26 protein-coding genes and 1 other RNA gene are annotated in these 23,352 nt (G+C 41.0%); 21 read left to right on the top strand and 6 right to left on the bottom strand.

Translation table 11 applies throughout. The features are described 5' to 3' along the window. Genes LPY66_RS18225 through LPY66_RS18200 form a run of 6 tightly spaced genes read left to right on the top strand, consistent with a single transcriptional unit; the run spans position 1 to position 2,354 of the window. A complete protein-coding gene (locus LPY66_RS18225) occupies positions 1-510 on the top strand; it encodes a hypothetical protein (RefSeq protein ID WP_337985665.1) in 510 nt (169 codons plus the stop codon). After that, positions 504-941 carry a putative ABC transporter permease gene (locus tag LPY66_RS18220; RefSeq protein WP_337985664.1) on the top strand — a complete coding sequence of 146 codons (438 nt, stop codon included), beginning with the start codon at positions 504-506 and terminating at the stop codon, positions 939-941. The genes LPY66_RS18225 and LPY66_RS18220 overlap by 7 nt, the downstream gene beginning before the upstream one ends. A gap of 44 nt (positions 942-985) precedes the next feature. Next, positions 986-1,246: a hemolysin XhlA family protein gene (locus tag LPY66_RS18215; protein ID WP_337985663.1), complete on the top strand. Its 261-nt coding sequence runs from the start codon at positions 986-988 to the stop codon at positions 1,244-1,246. A gap of 58 nt (positions 1,247-1,304) precedes the next feature. Then, positions 1,305-1,547 (top strand): hypothetical protein, encoded by a 243-nt coding sequence (locus LPY66_RS18210; RefSeq protein ID WP_337985662.1) that lies wholly within the window; start codon positions 1,305-1,307, stop codon positions 1,545-1,547. Further along, positions 1,532-2,089 carry an N-acetylmuramoyl-L-alanine amidase family protein gene (locus LPY66_RS18205; protein WP_337985661.1) on the top strand — a complete coding sequence of 186 codons (558 nt, stop codon included), beginning with the start codon at positions 1,532-1,534 and terminating at the stop codon, positions 2,087-2,089. Before LPY66_RS18210 ends, LPY66_RS18205 begins: the two co-directional genes overlap by 16 nt. A 1-nt stretch (position 2,090) precedes the next feature. Next, positions 2,091-2,354 carry a hypothetical protein gene (locus tag LPY66_RS18200; protein WP_337985660.1) on the top strand — a complete coding sequence of 88 codons (264 nt, stop codon included), beginning with the start codon at positions 2,091-2,093 and terminating at the stop codon, positions 2,352-2,354. A gap of 125 nt (positions 2,355-2,479) precedes the next feature. Here the strand turns inward: LPY66_RS18200 and LPY66_RS18195 are convergent, their stop codons facing one another. The 3 genes from LPY66_RS18195 to LPY66_RS18185 all read right to left on the bottom strand — a co-directional run bounded on the left by LPY66_RS18195 (position 2,480) and on the right by LPY66_RS18185 (position 4,645). Beyond that, positions 2,480-2,794: a TM2 domain-containing protein gene (locus LPY66_RS18195; protein ID WP_337985659.1), complete on the bottom strand. Its 315-nt coding sequence runs from the start codon at positions 2,792-2,794 to the stop codon at positions 2,480-2,482. Between the two features lie 430 nt (positions 2,795-3,224). Beyond that, the gene (locus LPY66_RS18190; protein WP_337985658.1) at positions 3,225-4,334 is read right to left on the bottom strand and encodes an FtsK/SpoIIIE domain-containing protein; all 1,110 of its coding nucleotides are present in this window, start codon (positions 4,332-4,334) and stop codon (positions 3,225-3,227) included. A 116-nt stretch (positions 4,335-4,450) separates the two neighbouring features. After that, on the bottom strand, positions 4,451-4,645 hold the full coding sequence (locus tag LPY66_RS18185) for a helix-turn-helix transcriptional regulator (RefSeq protein ID WP_337985657.1): 195 nt from the start codon (positions 4,643-4,645) through the stop codon (positions 4,451-4,453). Positions 4,646-4,928: 283 nt separating this feature from the next. Here LPY66_RS18185 and LPY66_RS18180 point away from each other — a divergent pair, with 283 nt between their 5' ends. Together LPY66_RS18180 and LPY66_RS18175 are read left to right on the top strand one after the other, a co-directional pair. Beyond that, a complete protein-coding gene (locus tag LPY66_RS18180; RefSeq protein ID WP_337985656.1) occupies positions 4,929-5,171 on the top strand; it encodes a hypothetical protein in 243 nt (80 codons plus the stop codon). Between the two features lie 506 nt (positions 5,172-5,677). Next, positions 5,678-7,759, top strand: a complete 2,082-nt coding sequence (locus tag LPY66_RS18175) for a sigma-54-dependent Fis family transcriptional regulator (protein ID WP_337985655.1) — start codon at positions 5,678-5,680, stop codon at positions 7,757-7,759. An 11-nt stretch (positions 7,760-7,770) separates the two neighbouring features. On the opposite strand, the gene LPY66_RS18170 is transcribed toward LPY66_RS18175, so the two are convergent. The 3 genes from LPY66_RS18170 to LPY66_RS18160 all read right to left on the bottom strand — a co-directional run bounded on the left by LPY66_RS18170 (position 7,771) and on the right by LPY66_RS18160 (position 11,372). After that, complete coding sequence (locus LPY66_RS18170; protein ID WP_337985654.1) at positions 7,771-8,124, bottom strand: NusG domain II-containing protein; 354 nt, start codon at positions 8,122-8,124, stop codon at positions 7,771-7,773. A gap of 165 nt (positions 8,125-8,289) precedes the next feature. Continuing rightward, a complete protein-coding gene (locus LPY66_RS18165; RefSeq protein ID WP_337988136.1) occupies positions 8,290-9,828 on the bottom strand; it encodes an FAD-dependent oxidoreductase in 1,539 nt (512 codons plus the stop codon). A gap of 242 nt (positions 9,829-10,070) precedes the next feature. Then, complete coding sequence (locus tag LPY66_RS18160; protein WP_337985653.1) at positions 10,071-11,372, bottom strand: PucR family transcriptional regulator; 1,302 nt, start codon at positions 11,370-11,372, stop codon at positions 10,071-10,073. 241 nt (positions 11,373-11,613) lie between these two features. Here LPY66_RS18160 and LPY66_RS18155 point away from each other — a divergent pair, with 241 nt between their 5' ends. The 13 genes from LPY66_RS18155 (at position 11,614) to LPY66_RS18095 (ending at position 23,334) form a co-directional block, all read left to right on the top strand. Further along, positions 11,614-12,171, top strand: coding sequence for a cytochrome c3 family protein (locus tag LPY66_RS18155; protein WP_337985652.1), 558 nt, complete (start codon positions 11,614-11,616; stop codon positions 12,169-12,171). 44 nt (positions 12,172-12,215) lie between these two features. Continuing rightward, positions 12,216-13,214, top strand: coding sequence for a cytochrome c biogenesis protein ResB (locus tag LPY66_RS18150; RefSeq protein ID WP_337985651.1), 999 nt, complete (start codon positions 12,216-12,218; stop codon positions 13,212-13,214). Positions 13,215-13,241: 27 nt separating this feature from the next. Next, a complete protein-coding gene (gene ccsA, locus LPY66_RS18145) occupies positions 13,242-14,021 on the top strand; it encodes a cytochrome c biogenesis protein CcsA (protein ID WP_337985650.1) in 780 nt (259 codons plus the stop codon). 65 nt (positions 14,022-14,086) lie between these two features. Then, a complete protein-coding gene (locus LPY66_RS18140) occupies positions 14,087-14,872 on the top strand; it encodes a methyl-accepting chemotaxis protein (protein WP_337985649.1) in 786 nt (261 codons plus the stop codon). 104 nt (positions 14,873-14,976) lie between these two features. Next, complete coding sequence (gene nirJ1 / locus LPY66_RS18135; RefSeq protein WP_337985648.1) at positions 14,977-16,179, top strand: putative heme d1 biosynthesis radical SAM protein NirJ1; 1,203 nt, start codon at positions 14,977-14,979, stop codon at positions 16,177-16,179. After that, positions 16,176-17,189 carry a putative heme d1 biosynthesis radical SAM protein NirJ2 gene (nirJ2, locus tag LPY66_RS18130; RefSeq protein WP_337985647.1) on the top strand — a complete coding sequence of 338 codons (1,014 nt, stop codon included), beginning with the start codon at positions 16,176-16,178 and terminating at the stop codon, positions 17,187-17,189. Before nirJ1 ends, nirJ2 begins: the two co-directional genes overlap by 4 nt. Then, complete coding sequence (ahbB, locus tag LPY66_RS18125) at positions 17,176-18,198, top strand: siroheme decarboxylase subunit beta (protein WP_337985646.1); 1,023 nt, start codon at positions 17,176-17,178, stop codon at positions 18,196-18,198. The genes nirJ2 and ahbB overlap by 14 nt, the downstream gene beginning before the upstream one ends. Positions 18,199-18,211: 13 nt before the next feature. Further along, complete coding sequence (locus LPY66_RS18120; protein WP_337985645.1) at positions 18,212-18,502, top strand: carboxypeptidase-like regulatory domain-containing protein; 291 nt, start codon at positions 18,212-18,214, stop codon at positions 18,500-18,502. A gap of 225 nt (positions 18,503-18,727) precedes the next feature. Next, the gene (locus LPY66_RS18115) at positions 18,728-19,684 is read left to right on the top strand and encodes a tRNA (adenine(22)-N(1))-methyltransferase (RefSeq protein ID WP_337985644.1); all 957 of its coding nucleotides are present in this window, start codon (positions 18,728-18,730) and stop codon (positions 19,682-19,684) included. Next, positions 19,669-20,823, top strand: a complete 1,155-nt coding sequence (locus tag LPY66_RS18110; protein WP_337985643.1) for a Nif3-like dinuclear metal center hexameric protein — start codon at positions 19,669-19,671, stop codon at positions 20,821-20,823. The genes LPY66_RS18115 and LPY66_RS18110 overlap by 16 nt, the downstream gene beginning before the upstream one ends. Before the next feature lie 438 nt (positions 20,824-21,261). Then, positions 21,262-21,622, top strand: an RNA gene (rnpB, locus tag LPY66_RS18105) — RNase P RNA component class A. A gap of 181 nt (positions 21,623-21,803) precedes the next feature. Next, the gene (gene fdhD / locus LPY66_RS18100; RefSeq protein ID WP_337985642.1) at positions 21,804-22,610 is read left to right on the top strand and encodes a formate dehydrogenase accessory sulfurtransferase FdhD; all 807 of its coding nucleotides are present in this window, start codon (positions 21,804-21,806) and stop codon (positions 22,608-22,610) included. A gap of 247 nt (positions 22,611-22,857) precedes the next feature. Next, positions 22,858-23,334: a 4Fe-4S dicluster domain-containing protein gene (locus LPY66_RS18095; protein ID WP_337985641.1), complete on the top strand. Its 477-nt coding sequence runs from the start codon at positions 22,858-22,860 to the stop codon at positions 23,332-23,334. The last annotated feature ends 18 nt before the right edge of the window (positions 23,335-23,352 follow it).

Genomic DNA, 23,352 nt, shown 5'->3' with positions numbered 1-23,352 from the left:
ATGAGATATATCATTTTGGACAGCGCAAATAAGGTAATTGCAACGAGGGAAGGGCCTTCAATAGCCGAGGGAGAAATACAATCAGACATTGGAGAGCTAGGTCAAGTAATGCAGTCTGATGGTACATTTATCACTCCAGAACCTCCCCCACTGACATTTGATGAACTAAAACAAATGAAAGTACAAGAAATGCAATTAGCATATCAAACAGAACTCACAAGCGGTTTTGTATCAAATGCAAGTGGTGAATCTTTGCTTTACGGATATAACCAATCAGACCAATTTAATTTTACAAAGCAACTTAATGCCGTAAACGCAGGAATAGCATTTTATCCAATTATGTGGGGTACTAAGAACAGTCAAATTGTATCGCTGAACGAATCACAGTATAAACAACTTTGTTCAGATGCAAATGCTTTTGAGTGGGGCTTAATCGGAAAAATTCGAACACTAGCAGGCAGAGTAATGACAGCAACAACAATACAAGAGTTAGAAGGGATAACATGGTAAAGTGGTTATCTTTATTTTTTATCATGGGGATGATGTATTTTACCTTGGAGGGATTTTTCAGGGGATGGGCAAATATCTCTATGCTTTTTGTTGGTGGTACCGCTGCGGCGTTGGTCGGCCAGCTTAACCAATATCCTAAGTATTATAGCCTAAAAATCTGGCAACAGTGCTTAATCGGAACTGGAATCGTCCTGGTCATAGAGTTTATCTCCGGAATGGTTCTTAACGCGTGGCTTGGACTTGGTATTTGGGACTACTCAAGTCAGTGGGGGAATATCTATGGCCAGATATGTCCTAAATTTGCTTTAATATGGTTTTGCCTGATGCCATTTAATATTTGGCTGGACGATTGGCTGCGGTTAAAACTTTATCGGGAAGGAGAGCATTACAGCTTAACGGAAATATATCAAGAATTAGTCACAGGGAAATGAAACGCCAGCCGATGGCGTTATTTTTACATAAGGGAGGCGGCAGGGTGGAAAACGATAAAGTCTATGACATACTCTTAGAGGTCAAATCTGATGTAGCAGAGATAAAGGGCCAGCTTAATACTTATAACACGCTGCAGGAAAACGTCAGCGATTTAGGGGTGTGTTTAAAAGAGACAGAGGCTAGATCAAAGTCAAATACAAAACGTATTGATTCGATCGAGGATAATAATAAATGGTTATGGAGGACAGTGGCCGGTACTATTATTGCCGGTGTGATTGGTGTACTTATTGCCGCTTATAAGTGATAGGAGGTGATCCCGTATCTCTAGCCGGTTCCGGTGTAAAAGAGTAAAGGGGGCATGTATGGATAAAAAATGGACATTTTCTAAGGTGGTCATGGCATTAGTCATGGCTACTTATTATTGGGGCGTGATATTTGGGGCGTACATTGTCTATCAAGATCACATCATACTACCTGAATATCTCGCCTATATTGGTACTCCGGTAGCCGTTGCTATCGGTTTTTATTCTTGGAAAGCAAAAGCTGAAAATGTTACTAAAATCAAGTTGTCGAGAGAGGGTGTAAATAAATGCGAATCGTATTAAATGCCGGGCATGGGGCGAAGTCAGATGGCAGTTATGATCCGGGTGCTGTCGGGCCGGTGTTAACTATCGACGGAAAGAAAGTCCAGGTTAAAGAAGCATGGCAGAACAAAGAAGTCGCTAATAAGGTTAAGGTAATTCTGGAAAAGTCAGGGCACACCGTTCTCTTGATTCAAGATGGCGATTTGGTTGACATTATCAAGGCCGCAAATTTCTTTGATGCCGATTTCTTTGTATCGATTCATTGCAACGCTGCAGCGGATCCCTCGGCTCATGGTGTAGAAACATACGCTTACTGCAAAGGTGGCAAAGGCGAAAAACTTGCTCAGTCAATCCAATCTGAATTAGTTAAAGCAACCGGTCTGACAGATAGAGGCGTAAAATACGCTAACTTTTTTGTGCTTAGGAAAACCGATGCACCGGCTGTGCTCGTTGAAATGGCCTTTGTCACAAATCCAACAGAGGAAAGGCTAATGATGAGCGGCGAAGGTGACACGATGTTTGCCAATGCCATAGCACAGGGAATTTTGAAAGGAATGAAATAGCATGAAAGAGAAATTAACATCACGGAAATTCTGGATCGCCATTATTACGATAATAACCGGGATCCTCGGTGTGTTTGGTGTCGCTGATAATACAATTGAGATGGTGTCGAGTATTCTATTAATTCTTGTTCCGGGTATCGTATATATCTTTACAGAGGGGAAAATTGATGCTTCCGCCGTTACTCAAATTGATATTGATTCATTCTTGGAAAAATTAAAGAATCTGCTGTCTGATGAAGAAGTAAAACCAGAGATAAGTGAATAAAAAATTACCCCTGCTTAACGCGGGGGTTTTTCTTATTTTCCAAGGGTACTAATACCCCTAGGACAAGTTTTTAAGCGATTGTAGGGCATTCTCGAAGGCGTTTTTTTCGCTTATTTATGGCGTTTTTATGCGGCGGTAAATGATCTTAATTTACCGGCAATTTCATGCGCTTTTTTCTCGTTATAATGATCAACGCGTCCTCTTATTAAGAATAGATCAATTATGGAGATGATTAAAGGTATAAACGTCCAGCAAAATAAAGTTGAAACAACGCCGAGCGCAATTTGCCCTAAGTAATATCTTTGAGCACCAAGCCCGCCAAGGAACAGGGTCAAGATAAGCGCCGTATTCCGGTTCTTAACCACTCGGCTATACTCTGATTGAAACATCATTCTTTGGGAATCGTTCATGTCTTTTAGAAGATATATAGGATCGTACATAATTTATTCCTCCAACTAATTTTATATTATATTTCTTTTCAAACGTGGAATTTCCTTCTAACTTATCCACAATATTCAGGTTTCCTTTACATTAACAAAGTCGCAATTATAATCAATATAATTAACCCAGCCATGCCCACACCTCCATTCGTTAATTCGTACTTTGATTAAGCAGTAATTCGTTCGCTATTACGAATTGATTACCTTGTCCAAATCCTCATATATGCTAGATTTATATTCGCTTATACTATGGACAGGTTTATCATAAAAGTAAATATAGGGTGAATCTATGGATGGCCTAACCCTATTGAGTTTTGGGGAGAGCACTTTTAGACGTTGTTGTGCTTTCCTCATGCTTTTTGGAAAACATAATTCTTTTATCTGCGGTGTTGTCAATGCTCCTAGCATTTCAATATATTCTAATGCTTTTTTATCTCGTTGCTTTGCGTATAACCTGTTGTTCATTCTTATTCTCCCTTCTTGGCAGTTTATCAAGAATAGCGATAGCCTTTTCAGCATCAATATAATAGCCTTGTATCATCTGATCCCGGTCATTATTAAATATTGCCCTGCCTGGTTTCATTGGAAGCTCTGCACCGCGTGTATTGCCCCTTCCTAGCACAACTTGACTTTCTGTGCTGTCTGCCACGTAATAACATAAACGCCCTCCTAACATGGCCCTTGCTTCCGTAAATCCATCCCATACCTTATGTGACGGTTTCTGAGTGGCTAAGATTAAACTGATTCCTGCTGCCCGGCCCAGGTGAACAAGGGAATCAATATATTCTTGGCTCTTTTTGCTTTCTATAGCCGTGAGTTCGTCAATAATAATGACTTTATATTTCATATCACCTTTGTACTGCTGGAACTTCTGGACACCGGCCAACTGTAGTTCGTCAATCCGTTCGTCCATTTGTTCGCATGACTTTTTAAGTAGGTTCTCTGTCTCTTTTTCAGTCATGGCAACATCAACCCACTTAGAAAACTGAGGAAAGTCTAACCGCTTGCGGTCAATAATTGATACCTCGACACCGGACATAAGCAAAGCAACGGTAAAGCCGATTAAAGCCGTTGTTTTGCCGTATCCGGTCATTCCTCCGACTAACATATGCGGCAGAGTGGAGAGGTCAACCACAAGCGGTGTGGAGTCCATAGCGACACCAAGAGGCAATGGAGCGAGCATTTCAGAGTATTCCCCGGAGTCGAATTGATACGGAACCTTGGCTGGGAATTTGGCTTGATAAATATTCATGATTAACCTGCGTCCGGACTGTTCAAAATCGACATTCCCGTTGACGTATGACTCAAAATATTGGCGCCGATCCTCAAAGTCTTTCTGGACAATTCCAGGCGGTAAAACGTAAAGCAACGACCATCCTTTTTCTGTTTTAGTCTCTTTGCGGAAATCCGGTGTTTGTTCCTGTTTGTTCTGTAGTTTAGTGGCATTGATAACAGATTGTATCCTGGTGCGCATTGTGTCAGGTCGTAACCATTCGTAGATTTTAATGCCTTGATGGACGCAAAAACCTAGATAGTCCATAATATCCCTCCTGTTCGTTGATTTGTTCAGTAATTTATACGCTTAAGTAAGCAATAATTATGCCTGTACATATGTAAAAAGAAATAAAAATAACCCTTGTCGGGTTTTATCTTTTTTTAATCTGCTAGATAAAAAATATCTCGTTGATTTAGTTTTTTCTCAATGCGCAGTGCTATTTCTAACGATGGTTGAGTTTTTTGCCTTTCATACCTGTTGTACTGTTGTTGAGTAACTTCAAGTAATTGCGCCATTTCGGTCTGGGTAATATCCATCGTGAGCCTGATCTTGCGCAGACGATTTTTTACCGTCATTTTACACCTTGCAATATGTTTTTTATTTATTATAAGCCATAGCTAAATTTTGGTAAATCATATTTTATCATTTAATTTACACTTAAATAGGTGTAATATTTGTAGATTCGACTTTTTTTCTCTTACTTCGACTAGGACTTATTAGTATATTTAAGATACAATTTCAGAAAATTTAATAAATAAGTAAATTTTTATCTCGACAAATTTCACCTTGAAAGGAGAAAGGAAAAGGGGTACTATAACAATACGAACATACGTTCGATTAAATTGGAGGACATAAATCATGTTTCAGATTATGTTGAGATGCGTAAGGGAATCATGCGGGTATAGCATTATTGAAGCTGCACTGCATTGCGACTTAAGTGCAGATGAATATGAATTAATTGAAAACGACGCAAGCTTATTAACCGCGGATATAATGGTTAAAATAAAAAAACTTTACAATAACATTCCTTTAGAGTTAATATATCCAGGAGAAGAGATGGACTGCATACGGTACAACAGACATGCAAGTGAGTTAAATTGACCCTCTATTGACCCTCTATTGTGCGAATACTAAAGCAAATTTATGTTCTGTAACAACTATATAAAATGCCGCCGGACCCTTGAATGATAAGTATTCTTATCATAATGGGAAATACTTATTTTCGTATTGTCCTTGGTTCGATCCCAAGTGGGCCCACCAAAGTATTCAGGTAATTGATAACATCATGTTGGTTATCTTCATTAAACGGTAATATCTAAAAATAACACCCTTTTATTTAGAAGGGTGTTTTTTTAATTGAAATGATTCTCCTTGCCAAACGTGATTGAATAGCATTTGTATTATGCTACAAGATATTTTGTAATACAAGCTAGTGTGTGCGCAATTTTGCACTGATATAATATAAATAAGCAGCATCCTGGAAATTATTGTATAACTGTTCGGAGCCTTGTCCATTATTACAGGCAGGTTTATAATATATATGAATTTACTTGCAAGCATAGAAACAAGTTACAATTCCCTTCTAACCAACTAATAGGAGGATTATTATGTATGATGCGAATTCTTCTGATAACACGTTAATTGAAGAAAAGGTAAGCCCTATTATTATCAGCGCCGAAAGAAATACCATAACAAAGAATTCAAATCTAACGTTGAAAATCGCAAACCAAATCGCGAAAGCAAAAGAGAGTATCGTTAGAAATGAAAACAACTCAGAAGTCGGTCATATACGTCCGATTATTAGAGAGTCTTGGCTCAGGTCTTATCATCGTGGTCTAAAACTCTATGATTTTAATTATGGCCCGATCGTCGATAAACCTGAATTTGAAAACTTGCTGCATAAGAAAAGCCTCTTAGTCAAAGCATCTATTCCCTATATCCGCAAACTTGCCGATATGTGCAAAAAGTCTATGATTTTACTATCTGATGAGCAGGGAGTCATGCTTCATGTAGAAGTAGATAAAAATGGTGTCTTCTATAAAACGATCGAGGACTTGCATTTATTTCCCGGAGTTGTTTGGTCTGAAGAAACGGTTGGAACTCTTTCACACTCAATCAGTCTAATTTATCAAATTCCGATACAATTATCCGGTCCTGAGCAATATCACGAAACCTATTACCAATACACAGCATCGGCAGCGCCGATAATGGATATCAATAACAATTTAGCCGGAACAATTACTCTTGTAACAAACGATTTGATTTTTCAAAATACGCATACCTTGCCATTAATCGTTTCTATAGCCAAAGGGATTGAAAAGGAATTACACCTTATCTCGAATCAAGAATTGTTTGGTCGTTTTATTGAAACGACCGATCAAGGCATTGTGCTCTTAAACCGAGACGGAAGAATTACTCACGCCAATCCCCAAGTCTGTAAAATACTTAATCGCAAAATACCGGAAATAGCTGGGATGACAATTTATGATATTATTGGTGATCAGCCAAGAATTAAATCGCTATTGGAGACAGGGAACGAAGTCAATGATTTCGAAATTAAACTCAAAGAAATAAATCAAAACACATATTTAAGTTCGGCAAAGCCACTGGATGACCATTATGGCAATCGGATTGGATATTCATTAGTATTCAAAAATGCCGCAACATTTACTAAAAAGGTTCTCGCGGGGTCTACCTTAGAAACCAAATATCGCTTTGATAAGATTGTGGGAAACTCATCACAGTTTTTACAAGCTATCAGCTTAGCAAAAAAATTCGCTAAACTGGATTACAACATATTAATTCAAGGTGAAAGTGGAACCGGCAAAGAATTATTTGCCCAAGCGATTCACAATGAGCATTGCCCGAATGGTCCTTTTGTTGCTATCAATTGTGCCGCGATACCCAAAAACTTAATCGAAAGTGAGCTTTTCGGCTATGAAGCTGGCGCATTTACCGGGGCAGATCGCCAGGGCCGTAAAGGAAAGATTGAACTGGCTGATGGCGGAACGTTATTTCTTGATGAAATCGGTGATATGTCTCTCGAACTGCAACCGGCGCTGCTTAGAGTATTGGAAGAAAAGCAAGTCATGCGCATAGGCGGTTCAAGTTACAAGCCTGTCAATTTTAGACTTATTGCCGCCACGAACCAAGTACTTTCTGATCTGGTCGATAAGAAAGTATTTCGCGAGGACTTATACTACCGCTTAGAAGCATTACAGGTAGCCATTCCTCCTTTGCGGGAGAGAGAGCAGGATATCCTTGAACTGGCAGAATATTTTATCGCCAATATTGCCGAAAAACAACAGATAGCTAGACCGTCCTTAAGTGAGGCAACAATCTATCGATTAATGCAATATAGTTGGCCTGGTAATGTCAGACAGCTACAAAATGCGATGGTTTATGCCGTTAACGCTTCAAATAACAATATGATCAGACCGGAGGATCTTCCACCAACAATCAATAAATCTCCTTATTCTACCCAACATCCGTCTGTATCTGATCCGACTATGAACGATACGAAGAGTCGTAACTCGATTAAAGATGTAGAGAAAATGATGATCATTCAGGCAATCGTAAAAACCAACAATAATATCGCCGAAGCAGCGCGTTTACTGGGAATGAGCAAATCATCATTGTATAAGAAAATAAAGAAAACTGATTTATTAAAGGAGATTAGAAGCATTTAATATTCGATTATTTACTGATTTTCAATTTCTATTATTGTTTTATTAGGAAGACAGACCGCGATATCCCCGTATTTTTTGAGCCAACCTGTGAGAACACAGATTTTGTTAGGGCAATCGGATTCCTCAAATCTTATTCTGCCTTTTTCCACACGAATAGTATTGTGATAATCGCCTGAAATCGTGATGTTTCTTGGCTGTTCTACCTTATTGAGGTCAATACGTTCGATAACCTTCTCATTATGGGTGATGACTGCAACCAGGTGACCATCTGAATGTGCGTTTTTCCAAATATAAAGACCGGTAAAACCTATGATAGCTGTTGTGCATATAATCCCGATCAGGATGATATTGCCTTTTTTTTTCATTGTAATAATTTCCTCCAGATAATTCTATCCTTTAAGACCAACAGAATGATTGCCGGATATAACATGCAGGAAACCGTAAATAAAAGGTTTCCTGCATGTTTTTGCTTTAGCGATACATTATGCTTATTTCAACTTATAACCCGAAGTACAATGAACGAACTTGTCTTAAAGTGACTTCGCATACGCAACAGCACTTTCTGCTGCGTTTCTGCCTGTATAACAAGCAAGTCCTTGGGCTGAACCAGGAAGAGTTAAACCGTAAGTGTCCCCGGTAAAACCGTCACAATCCAATCCGGCAGCATAGAGTCCTTTGACCGGCTGATAGTCATTATTAACCGCTTCCATTTTCTCATTTACTCTAATACCGCCGCAGGTTGTGAGGTTAATGGCTTTCATGTTGAAAGCATAGAACGGACCGGTTTTCACTGGCTGAAGATATTTGGAATCCTTGCCGTAATCGGTGTCTTTACCACCGGCACACATAGTGTTGTAACTATTGACTGTTTCTTTAAATGTGGCCGGATCGATCCCCATTTTGGCAGCAAGTTCTTCCAGCGTATCTGCTTTAAATACAGAAGCGTTTTTGTTATCTATTGCTCTCTGAAGCTCAGCACTGAGTTTGTCTAATTTTGTGCCGGGCATACAATACATGCCCCAGCCAACCGTTGCACCTTCAGTGGCTAGCTTCTTTACATAATCGCTGTCAAAAACACTAAACGCTTTGTATTGCGTTGTCACCGCATTGCAACCGCGGGTATAATACCAGATTACATCTTCATTACAGAAACGTTTTCCGTCTTGATTAACCCAGAGATCTGGTTCCTGACCGGCTGCTACACTAAGCTGTGATTGAAGGCTGGTACCGTCTACTGTATTGCCCAGAGTCATAACAATAGCACGTTCGCCGGTCAGAGCACCTGCCGCTTTCGCCATGTTAATACCATCACCATCATGTCCTGCAGCGCCTCTCATCGCATATTTCGAACTGTCAAGATGGGTAAGCTGTTTGATCATTTCCGGATTGTTACCAAAACCGCCAGTTGCTAAGATAACGGCTTTAGCAGTAATGTCCAGTTCTTTTCCATCTGCTGTGGTTGCTTTTACACCAGTAACCTGTCCGTTGGTCATAATTAGTTCTTTGGCCGGAGTACTGGTCATGATTTCCACGCCCAACTTTTCAGCTTGGGGTTTCATATGCTTATCAATAACTGTTTTTCCGAATCCCTCGTAAACATGCCATGTTTTGGCACCGGCGCCAGTGCTGGTAACCGTTTCAAACTTGACCCCCATGCCCAGCAGCCAGTTGATATTATCGCCCGAATTCTTCATCACGTCTTTCCATAGATTGCCGTCAACGCGATAATTGGAAAAAGCAAACTCTTCACTAAGCAACTCTTGTGTATTGACCTTAATGCCCATTTGCTTCTGAATGGAACTTTCGCTGGCAAACATACCTTCAGCAAAATTTGTGCTCCCACCCAAAATACTTTGTTTTTCTAATAAAATGACTTTTGCTCCTTGACTTGCTGCTTCGATGGCCGCAGACATACCGGACATACCACTGCCGACAACTACGACGTCGGCTTGTTTGGTCTCGGCAGCGCCGGTAGACCCGGATTTTTTCTCATTACCGTTTGAGCCGCAACCAGCTAAACTGAATACCATTAGTAATGCTAAGATTAATACCGTAAATCTTTTTACCACTTTCAATTCACTTTTCCTCCTTTTCTTTGACAAAGATAATTTGAATTTGTTCATAACCCGGTATTTTACTCCTTATTTAACCCCTTATTTCACCTCCATATGGTTTCCTCCTGTTCTTAGTTTGGGCTGCATTTTATATTGGCATATTGTACAAGCAGCTTTTACCTAATTTAAGCAGAACCTATTATATCACTGGGTATAAACCAAGCACATTGGCGCGGATAACGAAATAGATTGTTGTTTCATACAAACGAATTTTCGTTAAAATAGAGGGTATCATAACTTTCAGGATCGACATCAGCATACGAATGAATTTTTAATGTATCCCATACCTTTATTACGGTATATAACTCGAGTCTGTTATTGAATGCTGAAAGATCAATATTTAATAGTTGTTCGATTTTTTTCAAGCGATAATGGACTGTATTGATATGAATAAAAAGATGATCAGACGCTGACTTCAAATTATAATTGCAATCCAAGACCGTTCTTAGCGTAGAAAGAAGATCACTGCCCGTTACATTATCATATTGGATTAGCGGTCCTAGATTTTTAAGACAATAATCCTTAATCGATTGGACGCCGCTGGAAAAAATAAAATAGTAAATCCCAAGCTTTTCAAACTCCTGAACTAAACCTTTTTTCTCCATAAGTCGGTTTAGTGTCAGCACAATTTGAGCTTCCTGAAAACTTTGACGCAATAATGGCAATGGATAGGTTTGGCCAACGCCAATAGATAAAGTTACGTTATAGTTATTTTCAACTATTTCTTTGTATTTTTTTATATTTAGTAGTTTTATATCACTTGAGCCCACACGTGAAGCTTGGCCTTCCATATTTGCGGGGATAAAAAGCACATAACAATCTGAGCAGGTCATAATAATGATTTCCGGTTGTTTTGTTTGAAAGTACTGCTTTGTAAAAGGATTTAAGAATTTTTTAATATCATCAGTAAGGCCTGTGTTGTCAATCTTGACTACTGAGACAAAATAAGGGATTTTCAAATCGATTGTTCTATAGGATTCTTGGAAGTTATTTTTAAAATCGGTGTCTGCTTTTTGAAAGAAATATTTCGACATACTCTTGTCGAGAGCTTTTGTGCTTTCATTCACTTGTGTAATTCTTAAAAAATACCAAGTTAAAGGTGTCTGGGCATCGGACAGTATCGATATCGTTTCTGCGACATGATTGGGATGGAGCCCTTTTACGATGATAAAACCGAGAATCCTGTTATGAACAATAGGATAATACAAAGACCGTTCTGATTGGAGATAACTATAATTTTGATTGGAAGATAATTTTAGTGGAATACACTTTCCATTAGTTATCTCAGGCAAGGTTGAATAATGTATATTGCCTGTATCATTCGTGATGATAATGGGGGAGTGAATATGTTTTTCCAGATAAGAGGCTACAAACGGCAAACCTTCTTTATATATGCCGTCCAATAAATCAAAAGAACCTTCTAATGAGATCGACATTTCATCATACACCGCTTTCATTATTTCCCTTACAATGTATTTATATTGCAAATAATGTGCCACATTGTAGATTCTTCAAAGTATTGACTTATGAAGACCTTCCTAAAAACAGATAATCTAAAAAGTGAACGCTTCGTCTATTTATGGCAAGACTTTAGACAGAAGCGTCTCCGTGTAGAATTTTGGACTGTGCCAATCACTGAAGAATATTGTATTGGTGAACAAAGACAAAAATTATATTGCGTAATATAATTTTAAAAAATATCACCAATAGAAATGCAATTAAAAAAATGGAGGCGAAAAAATGGAGAAAGCACAGCAAAAGATAAAAAATAAAAGTAAAGAAAGCATACTGAAATTGTCGAAAAAGACAAAGTTATTAATCATCGTCGTTATTACTTTGGTCGTACTTGTATGCGGAGGATTCGCGGGAGTTCATAAAGCAAGCGACAATCCAGCCTTTTGCACGCTCTGCCATAATATGCAGTCGTATTACGATTCGTGGAATAATAGCGATCTTTTAGCCAATAAGCATGCCGCAGCTGGCGTAAGATGTCACGATTGCCATGAAAGTTCCCTCTCCATTCAGGCTGAGGAAGGATTAAAGTATATTACCGGTGATTATCAAACACCCTTGGAGAAGAGGCAATTTGCGACAACCGAATTTTGTACGGAATGTCATGACATGACAAGTGTCAAAGCAAAAACAAATTTCGCAGAGTCAAATCCACATGATTCGCACAACGGAGATTTAAATTGCTATGAGTGCCATAGTATGCATCAAAAATCAACAGTATTCTGTTATCAGTGCCACGATTTTGAATGGTTTAATAACTTACCTTCCTATTTTGAAAAGAAATAACAAATTAAGATATGAATCGAATACTTTCTTGGATGTGAAATCGAATGAATCAATTTAAAAAGATTTATCACAAAGTTACCGGCATGAAGACCGGACTTGCCCTGCTGGCCTTAATCGGGCTGGTATCGATGTTGGGCAGTTTGATTATGCCGGAAGTGTTCTATCACAGCCCATTGTTTAAGATTTTACTAGCCCTTATCACCTTAAATCTGTTCTTTTGCACAATTAACAGAATCATTCGGCTTAAGAACCTATTCAAAAATAAACTTAATTTTTTAGAGAGGGTCAGACAAATAGGAACTCTGCTGCTTCACATCGGAATTATTCTTATTGTTGTTGGCGGAGGAGTATACCTGCATTATGGACAAAGCGTACTATCGAAGCTTTCAGAAGGTGAAACAACGGATGTTTCTAAACTTATTAAGGTGAATAAGCCTTTTTCCATTCAATTGGAACAATTCCGAATTGAATACAACAATGATGGATCAGCCTCTCAATTTGATTCCAAAGTCCGAATCGTAGAAGGGGACAAGAAACAGGAAAACATTTGGATCAGTGTCAATCATCCTTTTGTCTACGAAAAAGTAAAAGTGTATCAGGAGAGTTTCGGAAACAAAATAAGCTACAAAATTAACGGTCTCAGTAAGACGGATATTCAGGGTTTTTTGAACGAAGGGGACTCTCTTTCTATTCCGGAAACAGATAAAACCGTCAAGCTCTATCGTTATGTTCCCAATTTCGATGAGAATTATGGCATGGAATCGAAAACCCTAAGGCCGGACAATCCCCGCGTCATGTTTTCCGTTTATAAAAAGGATAAGTTACTTGGCATAGGCGTTGCAAAACTGGGTGAGAGCATCAACCTCAATAACGGGATTAATATAGTTTTTACCGGAGTTGAGACTTATACAGTATTAAAAATAAAATCTGATCCCGCATTGCCTGTCACTGCAGCTGGCGGAATTTTACTTATGCTTGGCTCATTCATGGCTTTGCCTTTTAACCGGCGCCCCAGAGTTGTTGCAGATCAATCCCAATTTTAAAATTTTTAAGGAATCAGGTGAAAACATATGATGCAGCAATTATTATTCGGTATCCTCATTGCTTACGTTGCAGGAGCAATACTATACTTTGTGGGAAATAAGACCGAGAATACACAGGTTCTGAAATTTGCGTCAATTGCAGTGGCAATCGGCGGAGTGTTCAATCTGTTGCTATTGCTTTATCGCTGGAATCTTACCGGTAGACCACCGCTGTCAAGCGGGAGTGATTTTCTGCTGTGTTTTTCATTCGTTACCATCGTGATGTACATGGTATATGAATTGAAAAGTAAGGATAAAAAGGCAGGCGGAGTGATTATGGTTTTTGCCTTCCTCTTTATCCTAAGTATCTTCGTGCTAATGGCCAATCAATTGAATAATGCAGGGCCGGTTATGCCTGCCCTTAAGAGTCCCTGGCTAACAGTACATGTTATGACAGCTGTTTTGGCCTATGCGGCATTCGCTCTGGCTGCAGGATTTTCAGCTAGAAATATCATCAAAAAGAACGATACGACTAATGGAGAAAAAATCTATCATATTGTTGCCTGGGGATTTGCCATGCTTTCTTTATCAATCGTCCTTGGGGCGATCTGGGCAGAACAAATCTGGGGCAGCTATTGGAGCTGGGATCCCAAAGAAACCTGGGCTTTGATAACGTGGATTATCTATGCGTTGTATTTGCACTTGCACCGGAACCGGAATTGGCAAGGAAAGAGAGCAAATATCATCGTGTTAGCCGGTTTTATTTTGGTGCTCTTCACTTTTTTTGGTGTGAACTTTCTAATGTCCGGAATGCATAGTTATGCATAAACAGTATTAATCATTTGGAGGGTATAATGACGATATTGAATTCGTTGATGGAAGTACTCCCTATCATGAAGGAGATCATTCATGAAGATGCCGCTTTCGGACTGACCGACAGAAATAAATTTGTTGGTTTTGTTCAAGCAAATAGTTTTCATATGAATATCTCTATAGGTGATGAAATACCATCCGGAGATCCACTGTATCAACTATTTGATTCCGGCAAAGCCTTTATGGCGGTAATTCCAAAGGAGGTCTTTGGGGTTCATATACTTGGAGGGGGTTTTCCCCTCCGTGATGAAATGAATAGAGTCATTGGGGCAGTCACCATAGCTAAAAATCTAGATAGGCAGCTAAACTTAGAGCAAGCGTCAGAAAATATGGCATCCTCTTTGCAGCAAACCAGTGCAAGCATAGAGGAGATTGCCGCTGGTTCACAAAAATTGGCTAATACCATTGAAGAAATTATTAAAATCACTGAGATCAATAATCAAAAAATTAAGGAAACGGATAATATTGTTTCATTGATACAGAGTATTTCTACACAATCCAATTTGTTAGCATTAAATGCAGCAATTGAGGCTGCTAGAGCAGGAGCTTCAGGCAGAGGTTTCTCTGTTGTTGCGGAGGAAATGCGAAAACTGGCTCAAATAAGTAGTGAATCCACCCAAAAAGTATCAAAAATCTTATCGGAAATGCGAATAGCTGAAGAAGATTTAGCCAAGCACATTCAGAATTTATCCATAGCGGGCCATACTCAGGCTGCCGCCACAGAAGAAATTACGGCGTCCCTGCAGGAGATAGTATCCTCATCGGATTTGCTGGTTCAATTAAGCAAGAGGGAATATAGGTCTTAAAATGAAATAAAAAGAAAATTATCGATGATTTAAAATGACTCAAGAATTAAGTAACAATTGTCATACATTGATGCTATATCGTTGTAGGATGAAAGGAGTTAGCATTGATCAGTATAACGAAACTTTTATTCGATACGGAGAACTTTGGGGATTCCTTGCGGTACAGCAAAGACAGTCAAGGCAACAAACATGGAACCACAAGTGGGTCCGGTCCGGTAGTGGTTTGGAATTCGACTAAGACGTGTAATCTTCATTGCGTGCATTGCTACATGGACTCCAACGCCAGACAATATGAAGGCGAGCTATCGACGGAAGAGGCCAAAAAACTGATTGATGATTTAGCGGATTTTAAAGTGCCGGTACTCCTTTTTTCCGGCGGAGAGCCGTTAATAAGGCCCGATTTTTTTGAGTTGGCCGAGTATGCTGCCGGCAAAGGCATAAGGCCCACCTTGTCGACAAATGGTACGTTGATTACTCCGGAACTTGCCTTACGGATAAAAAAGATCGGTGTTGGTTATGTGGGGATTTCCTTAGACGGTCTGCGGGAAGTCAACGATCTGTTCCGAGGGAAACAAGGTGCTTTTCAGGCAGCGATGTCAGGAATCCGGAATTGTGTCGCGGCAGGGCAGCGTGTGGGGCTGCGGTTTACAATCAACCGTCATAATTTCGAAGAATTGGATCACATCTTTGATTTTATTGAAGCGGAAAATATTGACCGCGTCTGTTTTTATCATTTAGTTTATTCCGGCCGTGGACAAAAAATGGTATCCGAAGACATATCCCCGGAGGAGTCCCGGCAAGCGATGGATACCATCATCCGCAGAACGAAAGACTTTCAGGAAAAAGGTCTGAATAAAGAAATCCTGACTGTAGATAATCACTGTGACGGCGTTTACCTGTATCTTTTAGCCCTTCAAGAAAACCCTGAGCGGGCGGAAAAGATCAAAACCCTCCTCGAAATCAATGGCGGAAACCGTTCAGGGATTGCGTTCGGGGAAATTGATCCTTACGGTGATGTTCATCCCGATCAATTCACCCAGTATATTTCTTTTGGAAACGTCCGTGAAAGAAAGTTTGGGGAGATCTGGACGGATATGAACCATCCGCTCCTGGCTGCGTTGAAGGATCGGAAGACTCATTTAAAGGGACGTTGTGCCCAGTGTCGGTTTTTAAGCTTCTGCAACGGAAATTTCCGTACGCGGGCTGGCGCGGTGGCCGGAGATTTCTGGGCATCCGACCCTGCCTGTTATCTGACCGACGACGAGATCGGTATAGCCAGCCAAAGTGAAAGTAGGACAAGCCAATGATCGTATCGTGGAATACAACCAATGCCTGTAACATGTACTGTGAGCACTGTTATCGGGATGCCGGCGCGAAGCTGGAAGAAGAATTAAGCACAGATGAAGCCAAGACGATGCTGGATCAGATCGTCAAAGCCGGATTTAAAATCATGATTTTCAGCGGCGGCGAACCATTAATGCGACCGGATATAATCGATTTAGTTGCTTATGCGAGCAATCTGGGACTGCGGCCTGTTTTTGGAACCAATGGAACTTTAATTACGGTTGAACTGGCCCAAAAACTTAAAGAAGCCGGTGCCCTGGGCATGGGAATTTCCCTTGATTCCCTGGACAGCGAAAAGCATGATCACTTTCGCCGTTATCAAGGTGCTTGGGAGCAAGCGGTTCAGGGAATGAGGAATTGCCGCCGGGTTGGTCTGCCTTTTCAGATCCACACAACTGTCATGGATTGGAATTCAGCGGAATTAGAAACACTCACCGATTTTGCCGTAGAGGAAGGAGCGGTCGCCCATCACATTTTCTTCCTTGTCCCCACCGGACGGGCTGTATCCATTGAGGAGGAATCGCTGAAAGCTGAGGCTTATGAAGATGTTCTCACCAGGATTATAAAAAAGCAACAGAGCGTTAACATTGAACTTAAACCTACCTGTGCCCCCCAGTTCACAAGAATAGCGAAGCAATTGGGAGTGGAAACTCGTTTTAGCCGAGGGTGCCTGGCTGGAACAGCTTACTGTATCATCAGCCCCAAAGGACAGGTACAGCCGTGCGCATATTTGAATATTCCGTTGGGTGATGTGCGGGTAACACCTTTTGATGAAATCTGGCAAACCCATCCGGTATTCCATGAACTTCGCACCCTAGACTATAAAGGCAGTTGCGGATCCTGTACGTATAAAAAAATCTGCGGCGGTTGCCGGGCCCGTGCAGCCTATTACCATGAAGGAGATTTTATGGCCGAGGAGCCCTGGTGCCTTTACTATAACCGCAGAGGAGGACAGGTAAATGGACTCCGTTGACAAGGCAATACTCAATCTCATTCAAGGGGCTTTTCCGGTGGATTCTCGTCCGTATCAAACAATCGGAATAAAAACAGGCACTACCGAAATGGAAGCTTATTTAAGAATTGAAAAATTAAAAAACGAAAAAATAATCCGGCGTGTTGGTGGAATCTTTGATTCCTGTCATTTAGGTTATATCAGTACGTTGTGTGCGGCAAAAGTTCCTGCAGACAAAATTCCGGTTCTGGCGGAACTCATGCAGAGTATCACCGAAATTACGCATAGCTATATCCGTAATCATACCTATAATATGTGGTTTACGATTATTGCCTGTTCTCCGCAAAGAATGGAGCAAATTTTAGACGAGATTAAGAAGGCGTTAGGCAGTGATGAAGTTTACAGTATCCCGGCGAAAAATGTATTTAAAATTAAGGTTTGCTTGAATTTCTTAGACATGGATCAGAAGGAAGAGAACCGGGTATCAGGGACATCCCTTATTAAACATTGTGTGAATACGGATCAAGCATGGAATAATGCTAAAAAAGTATCTCCGGATAGGGGATTAAGCGATGAGGAAAAGGCGTTAATCCGATTGCTTCAGGGGGACCTGGCAAGTACCCTTACCCCTTTTTCTTTTATAGCAGAGAAACTCAATATCGGTGAAAAAGAAGTACTGGAAAAGATCGATTATTTTCTGGAAAGAGGCATTTTGCGGCGTATAGGAGCCATACTTTATCATCAAAAAGCCGGTTTTACTTCTAATGCGATGGGTGTGTGGTGTGTGCCGGAGAAGTTGGTAGTGGAGGTGGGGTTAAAAATGGCTGCTTCCCCGAAAGTCAGCCACTGCTATGAACGTCCTAGGCTCCCCGGTTTTCCCTATAATCTCTTTACGATGATTCATGGGCATTCGGATGAAGGGTGCCGGGAAATTATGAACGAATTGTCCAAAGAAACAGGAATCACGGATCATACGATGCTATTCAGCCACAGGGAGTTAAAGAAAAGCAGCATGCGGTATTTTGTTTAAGGAGATAGAGATCATGAACCTGCCAAAACTGAAAATTGCAGGTGGAGTCTGGGATTCATCTCGTGATGCGATCATAAAAGGAGCGAAGCTGACACTTTACGGAGAAGATGGCTTAGATGCGTCTACGGAAAGTGACGATTATGGAGATTTCAGGTTTCAAGGACTAAATTCTGGGAACTATACGCTTGAAGTCACCGCCGACGGTTATGAGACAGTAATTATTGAAAGCATTCAACTAAAGAAGGATAGCTTAAAGATTGTAGATATTCCTATGATGAGAACAAAGATTAATCGCCCAGATTAAATGGATAGGAAAAACGGGTTTTCGGCTTGTTAATGTTTAGATGAAAGTGTATACTAAAAAAACCAGGGGAAATAGGGTACTAATGATTTATTAAAGGTTATTACAGTTTGAAAAAAGAATAAATAATGACGATGATAGAAATAAAACTCTGGTGCGAGCCGGAGTTTATTATTTTAAATTATTTATTGTCGAGAAGTTTCGCGTGAATAAGAGAGGAATACAGCAATGGATAGTGAAGATAAGAGTATTATTGATCAATCGATAGCCTCTAACGGCGCCTGCGGAGAGGATCTGAAAAAACTGTCGGTCAAACTGGGTGCCCGTCTTCAGACCATTGCCTCCTTTGTTCCGTTCGGGTCTAAAGTTGGAGATATCGGGACGGATCATGCCTACCTGCCCCTTTTTCTTATCCAGCAAGGGATTATCCGGGAAGCTGTCGGGATTGATGTTCACCAAGGGCCATATATATCGGCGATGGAAAACGTCAATGCCTACGGTCTTCAGAATGTGCTCCGCATCCGCCATGGCGACGGTTTAATCCCGCTCGTTCCAGGCGAAGTCGATACGTTGGTGATAGCCGGCATGGGCGGCGTCACAATGCTTGAGATTCTGGCAAGCAAGCCCGAGGTGCTCCAAAGAATCGACACACTGATTCTCCAGCCCCAGGGCGCCGAAAGCCGAGTTCGGAACGTGCTGCTGTCTCAGGGGTGGAGGCTTAAGCAGGAATGTCTGGTTGAGGAAGATGATCGTATCTACACCGTTATCCAATTTTCCAGATCAGAGGGGCATGATAGAAATGATATTGAAGAACGTACGCGCCAAATCGTCCAAAAGATAATGGCGTATCATTGCGATATGGACTCTGCCGTAGAAGAGAAGAAAGATACTATGACACCGACTGCAGCAGGACGAGGAGAGACTAGCACGGTATCTGAAGATGCTAAAGAACGAATCGCATTATATGAAAGAATGATGGCACAGCTCATCTGGCAGATCGGGCCGCTCATCGTGGAACGAAAAGAAGCCCTGATCTGCGGTATCCTTGACGAGACAAGTACCAATCTAAAGCGGGTAGTCCTGGAAATGACGCGGACCGACAGAGCGCAGGTTACTGCGAAAGCAACTCAGATGAAAAAGGAAATTGCGATGGTGGAGGTAATGAAAACATGGCTGTATCGGTAGGACAAGTAGAACAACTCATTGAGAAGCTTGCCCCCCGCGCCTGGGCTGAAGACTGGGATAATCCCGGTTTGTTGGTTGGCAGCAGTGCCCAGCGGGTTAGAAAGATCTTACTGACCCTGGACGTGACGCCGGAAGTAGTTGAAGAAGCTGTCAAAGAAAATGCCGAGTTGATCGTATCCCATCATCCGCTGCTTTTTAAACCATTAAAAAACCTCCGGATGGACAATCCGTCGGCTTTGATCCCGCTTTCGCTTTTTCGTAACGGCATATCCTGCTATGCTGCGCATACCAATCTCGATCAATCTGTACTATCCTCCAGCCTGACCTTTGCCGACATGCTGCAGTTGGAAAAGGTGGAATTTCTGGATATGACTGCCGCGGAGAAAATGGTAAAACTGGTTACCTTTGTCCCGGAAGAATCCGCTGACGCGCTTCGCTTGGCCTTGGCTGCGGAAGGTGTCGGCAGCGGAATCACTGACGGCGAGCACAGCAACAACTATACCGAGTGCTTTTATCAGACAAAAGGCGAAGGCATGTTCAGAGCATTGGTCGGTGCTATGCCGGCTATTGGCAAGATCGGGGAACTGACCCGTGTGCCGGAGATTCGGATGGAAAGCATTGTTGAAGAACGCGCGCTGTCCCGGGCAGTCAAAGCCTTACAAAAAGCCCATCCCTATGAAGAACCGGCCTACGACATTATTCCGCTCCAAAACACTGGCAAAGCCCGTGGATATGGTGCGGTCGGTTTGCTGCTTGAGCCCCGGGCTCTGGGCGATATCTGGCAGGAGTTTATCACCCGGTTGAAAAATCACTACACAGCCTACGATTTTTCTTCGGTGAGACTGGCTGGGGATCCAAAGAAGAAAATAAGAAAAATTGCCATATTAAACGGCAACGGTAGCAGTTTTGTGCAGAAAGCCGCGTTTAAAGGTGCCGATCTGTATATTGTCGGCGAGTTCAACTACCATAATGTGCTGGAATGTCTCGAATCAGGCATGGCAGTGGGAGAACTGGGTCACTTCCTTAGCGAAATTCCGATGGTCCATGCGCTTTATGATTATATTAGAGCGGATCGGACAATGACCGACGCAGAATTAATCATTAGCACGATGAACAAAGTGCCTTGGTTAAAATGGTGATAAAGTTATCAACAGAAGAACCCGGCAAGGTGTATCGAATACAGTAATATCCGTGTAATTAGTAAAAAACTTATCCACAAATTGTTAACAATATGTGCATAAGTAGAATTAAAATAATTATAACATTGAATCGAGAATAATATTATTATGTAAAAAATTGTAGATTGACATTGAAAATAAAAATGTTATGCTATGTAAACACACAATATTGTCGAGACGTTTCAACGTATTTTTTAACATTTTAACAGCAAAGAAGCAAGAGACGAAACAGTGGCTGCAGCAAATACACTATCTAATAATGTAGTATACTAAGCAATTGTTCTGGCCTATATGAAATAACAAATATATCAACGCAATAAGATAAACAGCACCAGTAGCAAGTAATACAGTAATTATCGCAATTGACTTGAAGCAATTAATCCAGTAAAATTGTGTGGCGAAGTCAACCGGATGATCGCGGGAGCAAGTACCGAAAGGTCGCTTCTGAGGAAAGTCCGAGCTCCATAGGGCAGGGTGCCGGGTAATGCCCGGCGGGGGTGACCCCGAGGAAAGTGCAACAGAGATATACCGCCGCTAGATTAGCGGTAAGGGTGGAAAGGCGAGGTAAGAGCTCACCGGCCGTCAGGTAACTGATTGGCCCTGCAAACCCCACTTGGAGCAAGACCAAATAGAGGAACGATGGAGCTGCCCGCTCTGTTCCCGGGTAAGGTCGCTTGAGGCTGTCGGTAACGGCAGTCCCAGATAGATGATCATCACCTCGCAAGAGGTACAGAACTCGGCTTACAGGTTGACTTCGCACCTACATAAGGAATGTGTCCCCATCGGTTATGATGGGGACTTTGTTTGTCTAACGAAAACACCTACTATGTAGCGTTGTCCAAAACAGCTGTGGTTGTCTTGTTGCAGGATACGAGTGCTTGTGTTATATTTGCAGTTGGTATTTTTTAATATCAACTAATTCTACTTACGGAGGGATTGCGATGATTGGGGAAGGGATTGTCTATGAAGATTTTGATGTTATAGAAATTAAAAGAGAAAACATGGGCATCACTCGTAATGAAAAGGAAATTAAGGTTATCGCCGAAGTATCTCTCAAAATCATTGTCAACGGTATGGAACTTGTATCTTTACTTTGTCTGAATCAATATCAAAAGGAACTCGCCTTAGGTTTTTTGTATAATGAAGGTGTCATCAACGCCATTGATGATATCAAAAGTATAGACTATGTTGAAAACATGTTGGCGGTAGTCATTGAACTAAAGGAATATGTGGTCATTGACATGCGAGAGAGTCTAAGGAGCATGACATCCGGATGTGGTAAATGTTATACATATATTAATCCCTTGAAGCAAAGACTGTACAACATTAGTGAAAATGACTTGACTTTCTCTGCCAATGAGATTCTTAACACGATGAATCGATTTATTAAGGAATCGGAACTCTATAATGAAGTTGGCGGCGTACACAGTGTATTATTTGCTACGGACGGCTTTCAACTGAAGACAGAAGACATCGGTAGGCATAATTGTTTCGATAAGATTGCAGGAATGCTGTTAATACAGAATAAAACAAAAATCGCCATAAGAAGCATTATATATATTAGCGGCAGACTAACCTCGGAAATGCTGATGAAAATGATTCGTCTCGATGCTCCCATTGTGGTCTCCAAATCCACTCCCACAACAGCGACGATCCGTCTGGCCCGTCAATATAATATCACGTTATTAGGGTATGTCAAAGGCGATTATGGTATTGTTTATTCGGGTTCTCACAGAATCACTGATTAATGATAAATGTCTTAATTGATAATTATAAATTTTCTAAAATTTGGACAAATTAGTAGTTTTTTTAGAAATATAAGTAATTAAAGTAACATCCTAAAAAAGTTTATGAAACGAAATACGAGAAAAATAGCCTGATAGACCAAGGCTATTTTTTTTATCATAATTGGCATGTTTTTTGCATTATATTTTGATAAGCATAATCTTGCGAAAGGTGAAGTATAATGCAATTGACATTATACAGTGGGAATATATGGAGGATAATGTAAAAGTGAGAAGTTATGGCCAGCATATCGTTCAGGCTCCCTCGGATGTTTCATTCTGTGCGGGATGCAATGCCTGTGAAATTGTCTGTGCACTTGTTCATGACGGTGTAGTGGGGCCCTGTTATAACAGAATCTTTATGGAAAAAGGTACCCAGACCATGGTTAGCATTATAAACACCTGTCAGCAATGTTCCGATCACCCATGCTACGAGGCATGTGCCCGCAAAGATCAGGCTCTGTGTTTAGATGAACATGGTATCGCCTATATTAACGAAGAATTTTGTATCGGCTGCAAGCGCTGCATAAAAGCATGTGTCTTTGACCCGCCACGTATAAATTATATAAAAAGCACGGATAAAACCAAACGCAAGGCTAAAAAGTGTGACCTTTGCCGCAATCGCCCTGAAGGCCCCGCCTGTGTACAATATTGCCAGGTGTCCTGTCTCAGTGTAAGTGATAAATAAAGCAATCTTATCTGTGAG

Origin of the sequence: Dehalobacter sp. DCM, from assembly GCF_024972775.1 — a bacterium.
Taxonomy (GTDB): domain Bacteria; phylum Bacillota; class Desulfitobacteriia; order Desulfitobacteriales; family Syntrophobotulaceae; genus Dehalobacter.
Note: the sequence above shows the minus strand (reverse complement) of the source record. Positions and strands in the feature narration are given on the sequence as shown.

Coding starts and splice junctions, on each gene's coding strand:
- LPY66_RS18115 (WP_337985644.1), top strand. CDS start 18,728: ATGGATAGTGAAGATAAGAGTATTATTGATCAATCGATAGCCTCTAAC.
- LPY66_RS18095 (WP_337985641.1), top strand. CDS start 22,858: ATGGAGGATAATGTAAAAGTGAGAAGTTATGGCCAGCATATCGTTCAG.
- LPY66_RS18150 (WP_337985651.1), top strand. CDS start 12,216: ATGAATCAATTTAAAAAGATTTATCACAAAGTTACCGGCATGAAGACC.
- LPY66_RS18185 (WP_337985657.1), bottom strand. CDS start 4,645: ATGACGGTAAAAAATCGTCTGCGCAAGATCAGGCTCACGATGGATATT.
- LPY66_RS18195 (WP_337985659.1), bottom strand. CDS start 2,794: ATGTACGATCCTATATATCTTCTAAAAGACATGAACGATTCCCAAAGA.
- ahbB (WP_337985646.1), top strand. CDS start 17,176: ATGGACTCCGTTGACAAGGCAATACTCAATCTCATTCAAGGGGCTTTT.
- LPY66_RS18140 (WP_337985649.1), top strand. CDS start 14,087: ATGAAGGAGATCATTCATGAAGATGCCGCTTTCGGACTGACCGACAGA.
- LPY66_RS18190 (WP_337985658.1), bottom strand. CDS start 4,334: ATGGACTATCTAGGTTTTTGCGTCCATCAAGGCATTAAAATCTACGAA.
- LPY66_RS18225 (WP_337985665.1), top strand. CDS start 1: ATGAGATATATCATTTTGGACAGCGCAAATAAGGTAATTGCAACGAGG.
- LPY66_RS18205 (WP_337985661.1), top strand. CDS start 1,532: ATGCGAATCGTATTAAATGCCGGGCATGGGGCGAAGTCAGATGGCAGT.
- LPY66_RS18180 (WP_337985656.1), top strand. CDS start 4,929: ATGTTTCAGATTATGTTGAGATGCGTAAGGGAATCATGCGGGTATAGC.
- LPY66_RS18210 (WP_337985662.1), top strand. CDS start 1,305: ATGGATAAAAAATGGACATTTTCTAAGGTGGTCATGGCATTAGTCATG.
- LPY66_RS18170 (WP_337985654.1), bottom strand. CDS start 8,124: ATGAAAAAAAAAGGCAATATCATCCTGATCGGGATTATATGCACAACA.
- LPY66_RS18155 (WP_337985652.1), top strand. CDS start 11,614: ATGGAGAAAGCACAGCAAAAGATAAAAAATAAAAGTAAAGAAAGCATA.
- LPY66_RS18175 (WP_337985655.1), top strand. CDS start 5,678: ATGTATGATGCGAATTCTTCTGATAACACGTTAATTGAAGAAAAGGTA.
- ccsA (WP_337985650.1), top strand. CDS start 13,242: ATGATGCAGCAATTATTATTCGGTATCCTCATTGCTTACGTTGCAGGA.
- LPY66_RS18200 (WP_337985660.1), top strand. CDS start 2,091: ATGAAAGAGAAATTAACATCACGGAAATTCTGGATCGCCATTATTACG.
- LPY66_RS18110 (WP_337985643.1), top strand. CDS start 19,669: ATGGCTGTATCGGTAGGACAAGTAGAACAACTCATTGAGAAGCTTGCC.
- LPY66_RS18220 (WP_337985664.1), top strand. CDS start 504: ATGGTAAAGTGGTTATCTTTATTTTTTATCATGGGGATGATGTATTTT.
- LPY66_RS18120 (WP_337985645.1), top strand. CDS start 18,212: ATGAACCTGCCAAAACTGAAAATTGCAGGTGGAGTCTGGGATTCATCT.
- fdhD (WP_337985642.1), top strand. CDS start 21,804: ATGATTGGGGAAGGGATTGTCTATGAAGATTTTGATGTTATAGAAATT.
- nirJ2 (WP_337985647.1), top strand. CDS start 16,176: ATGATCGTATCGTGGAATACAACCAATGCCTGTAACATGTACTGTGAG.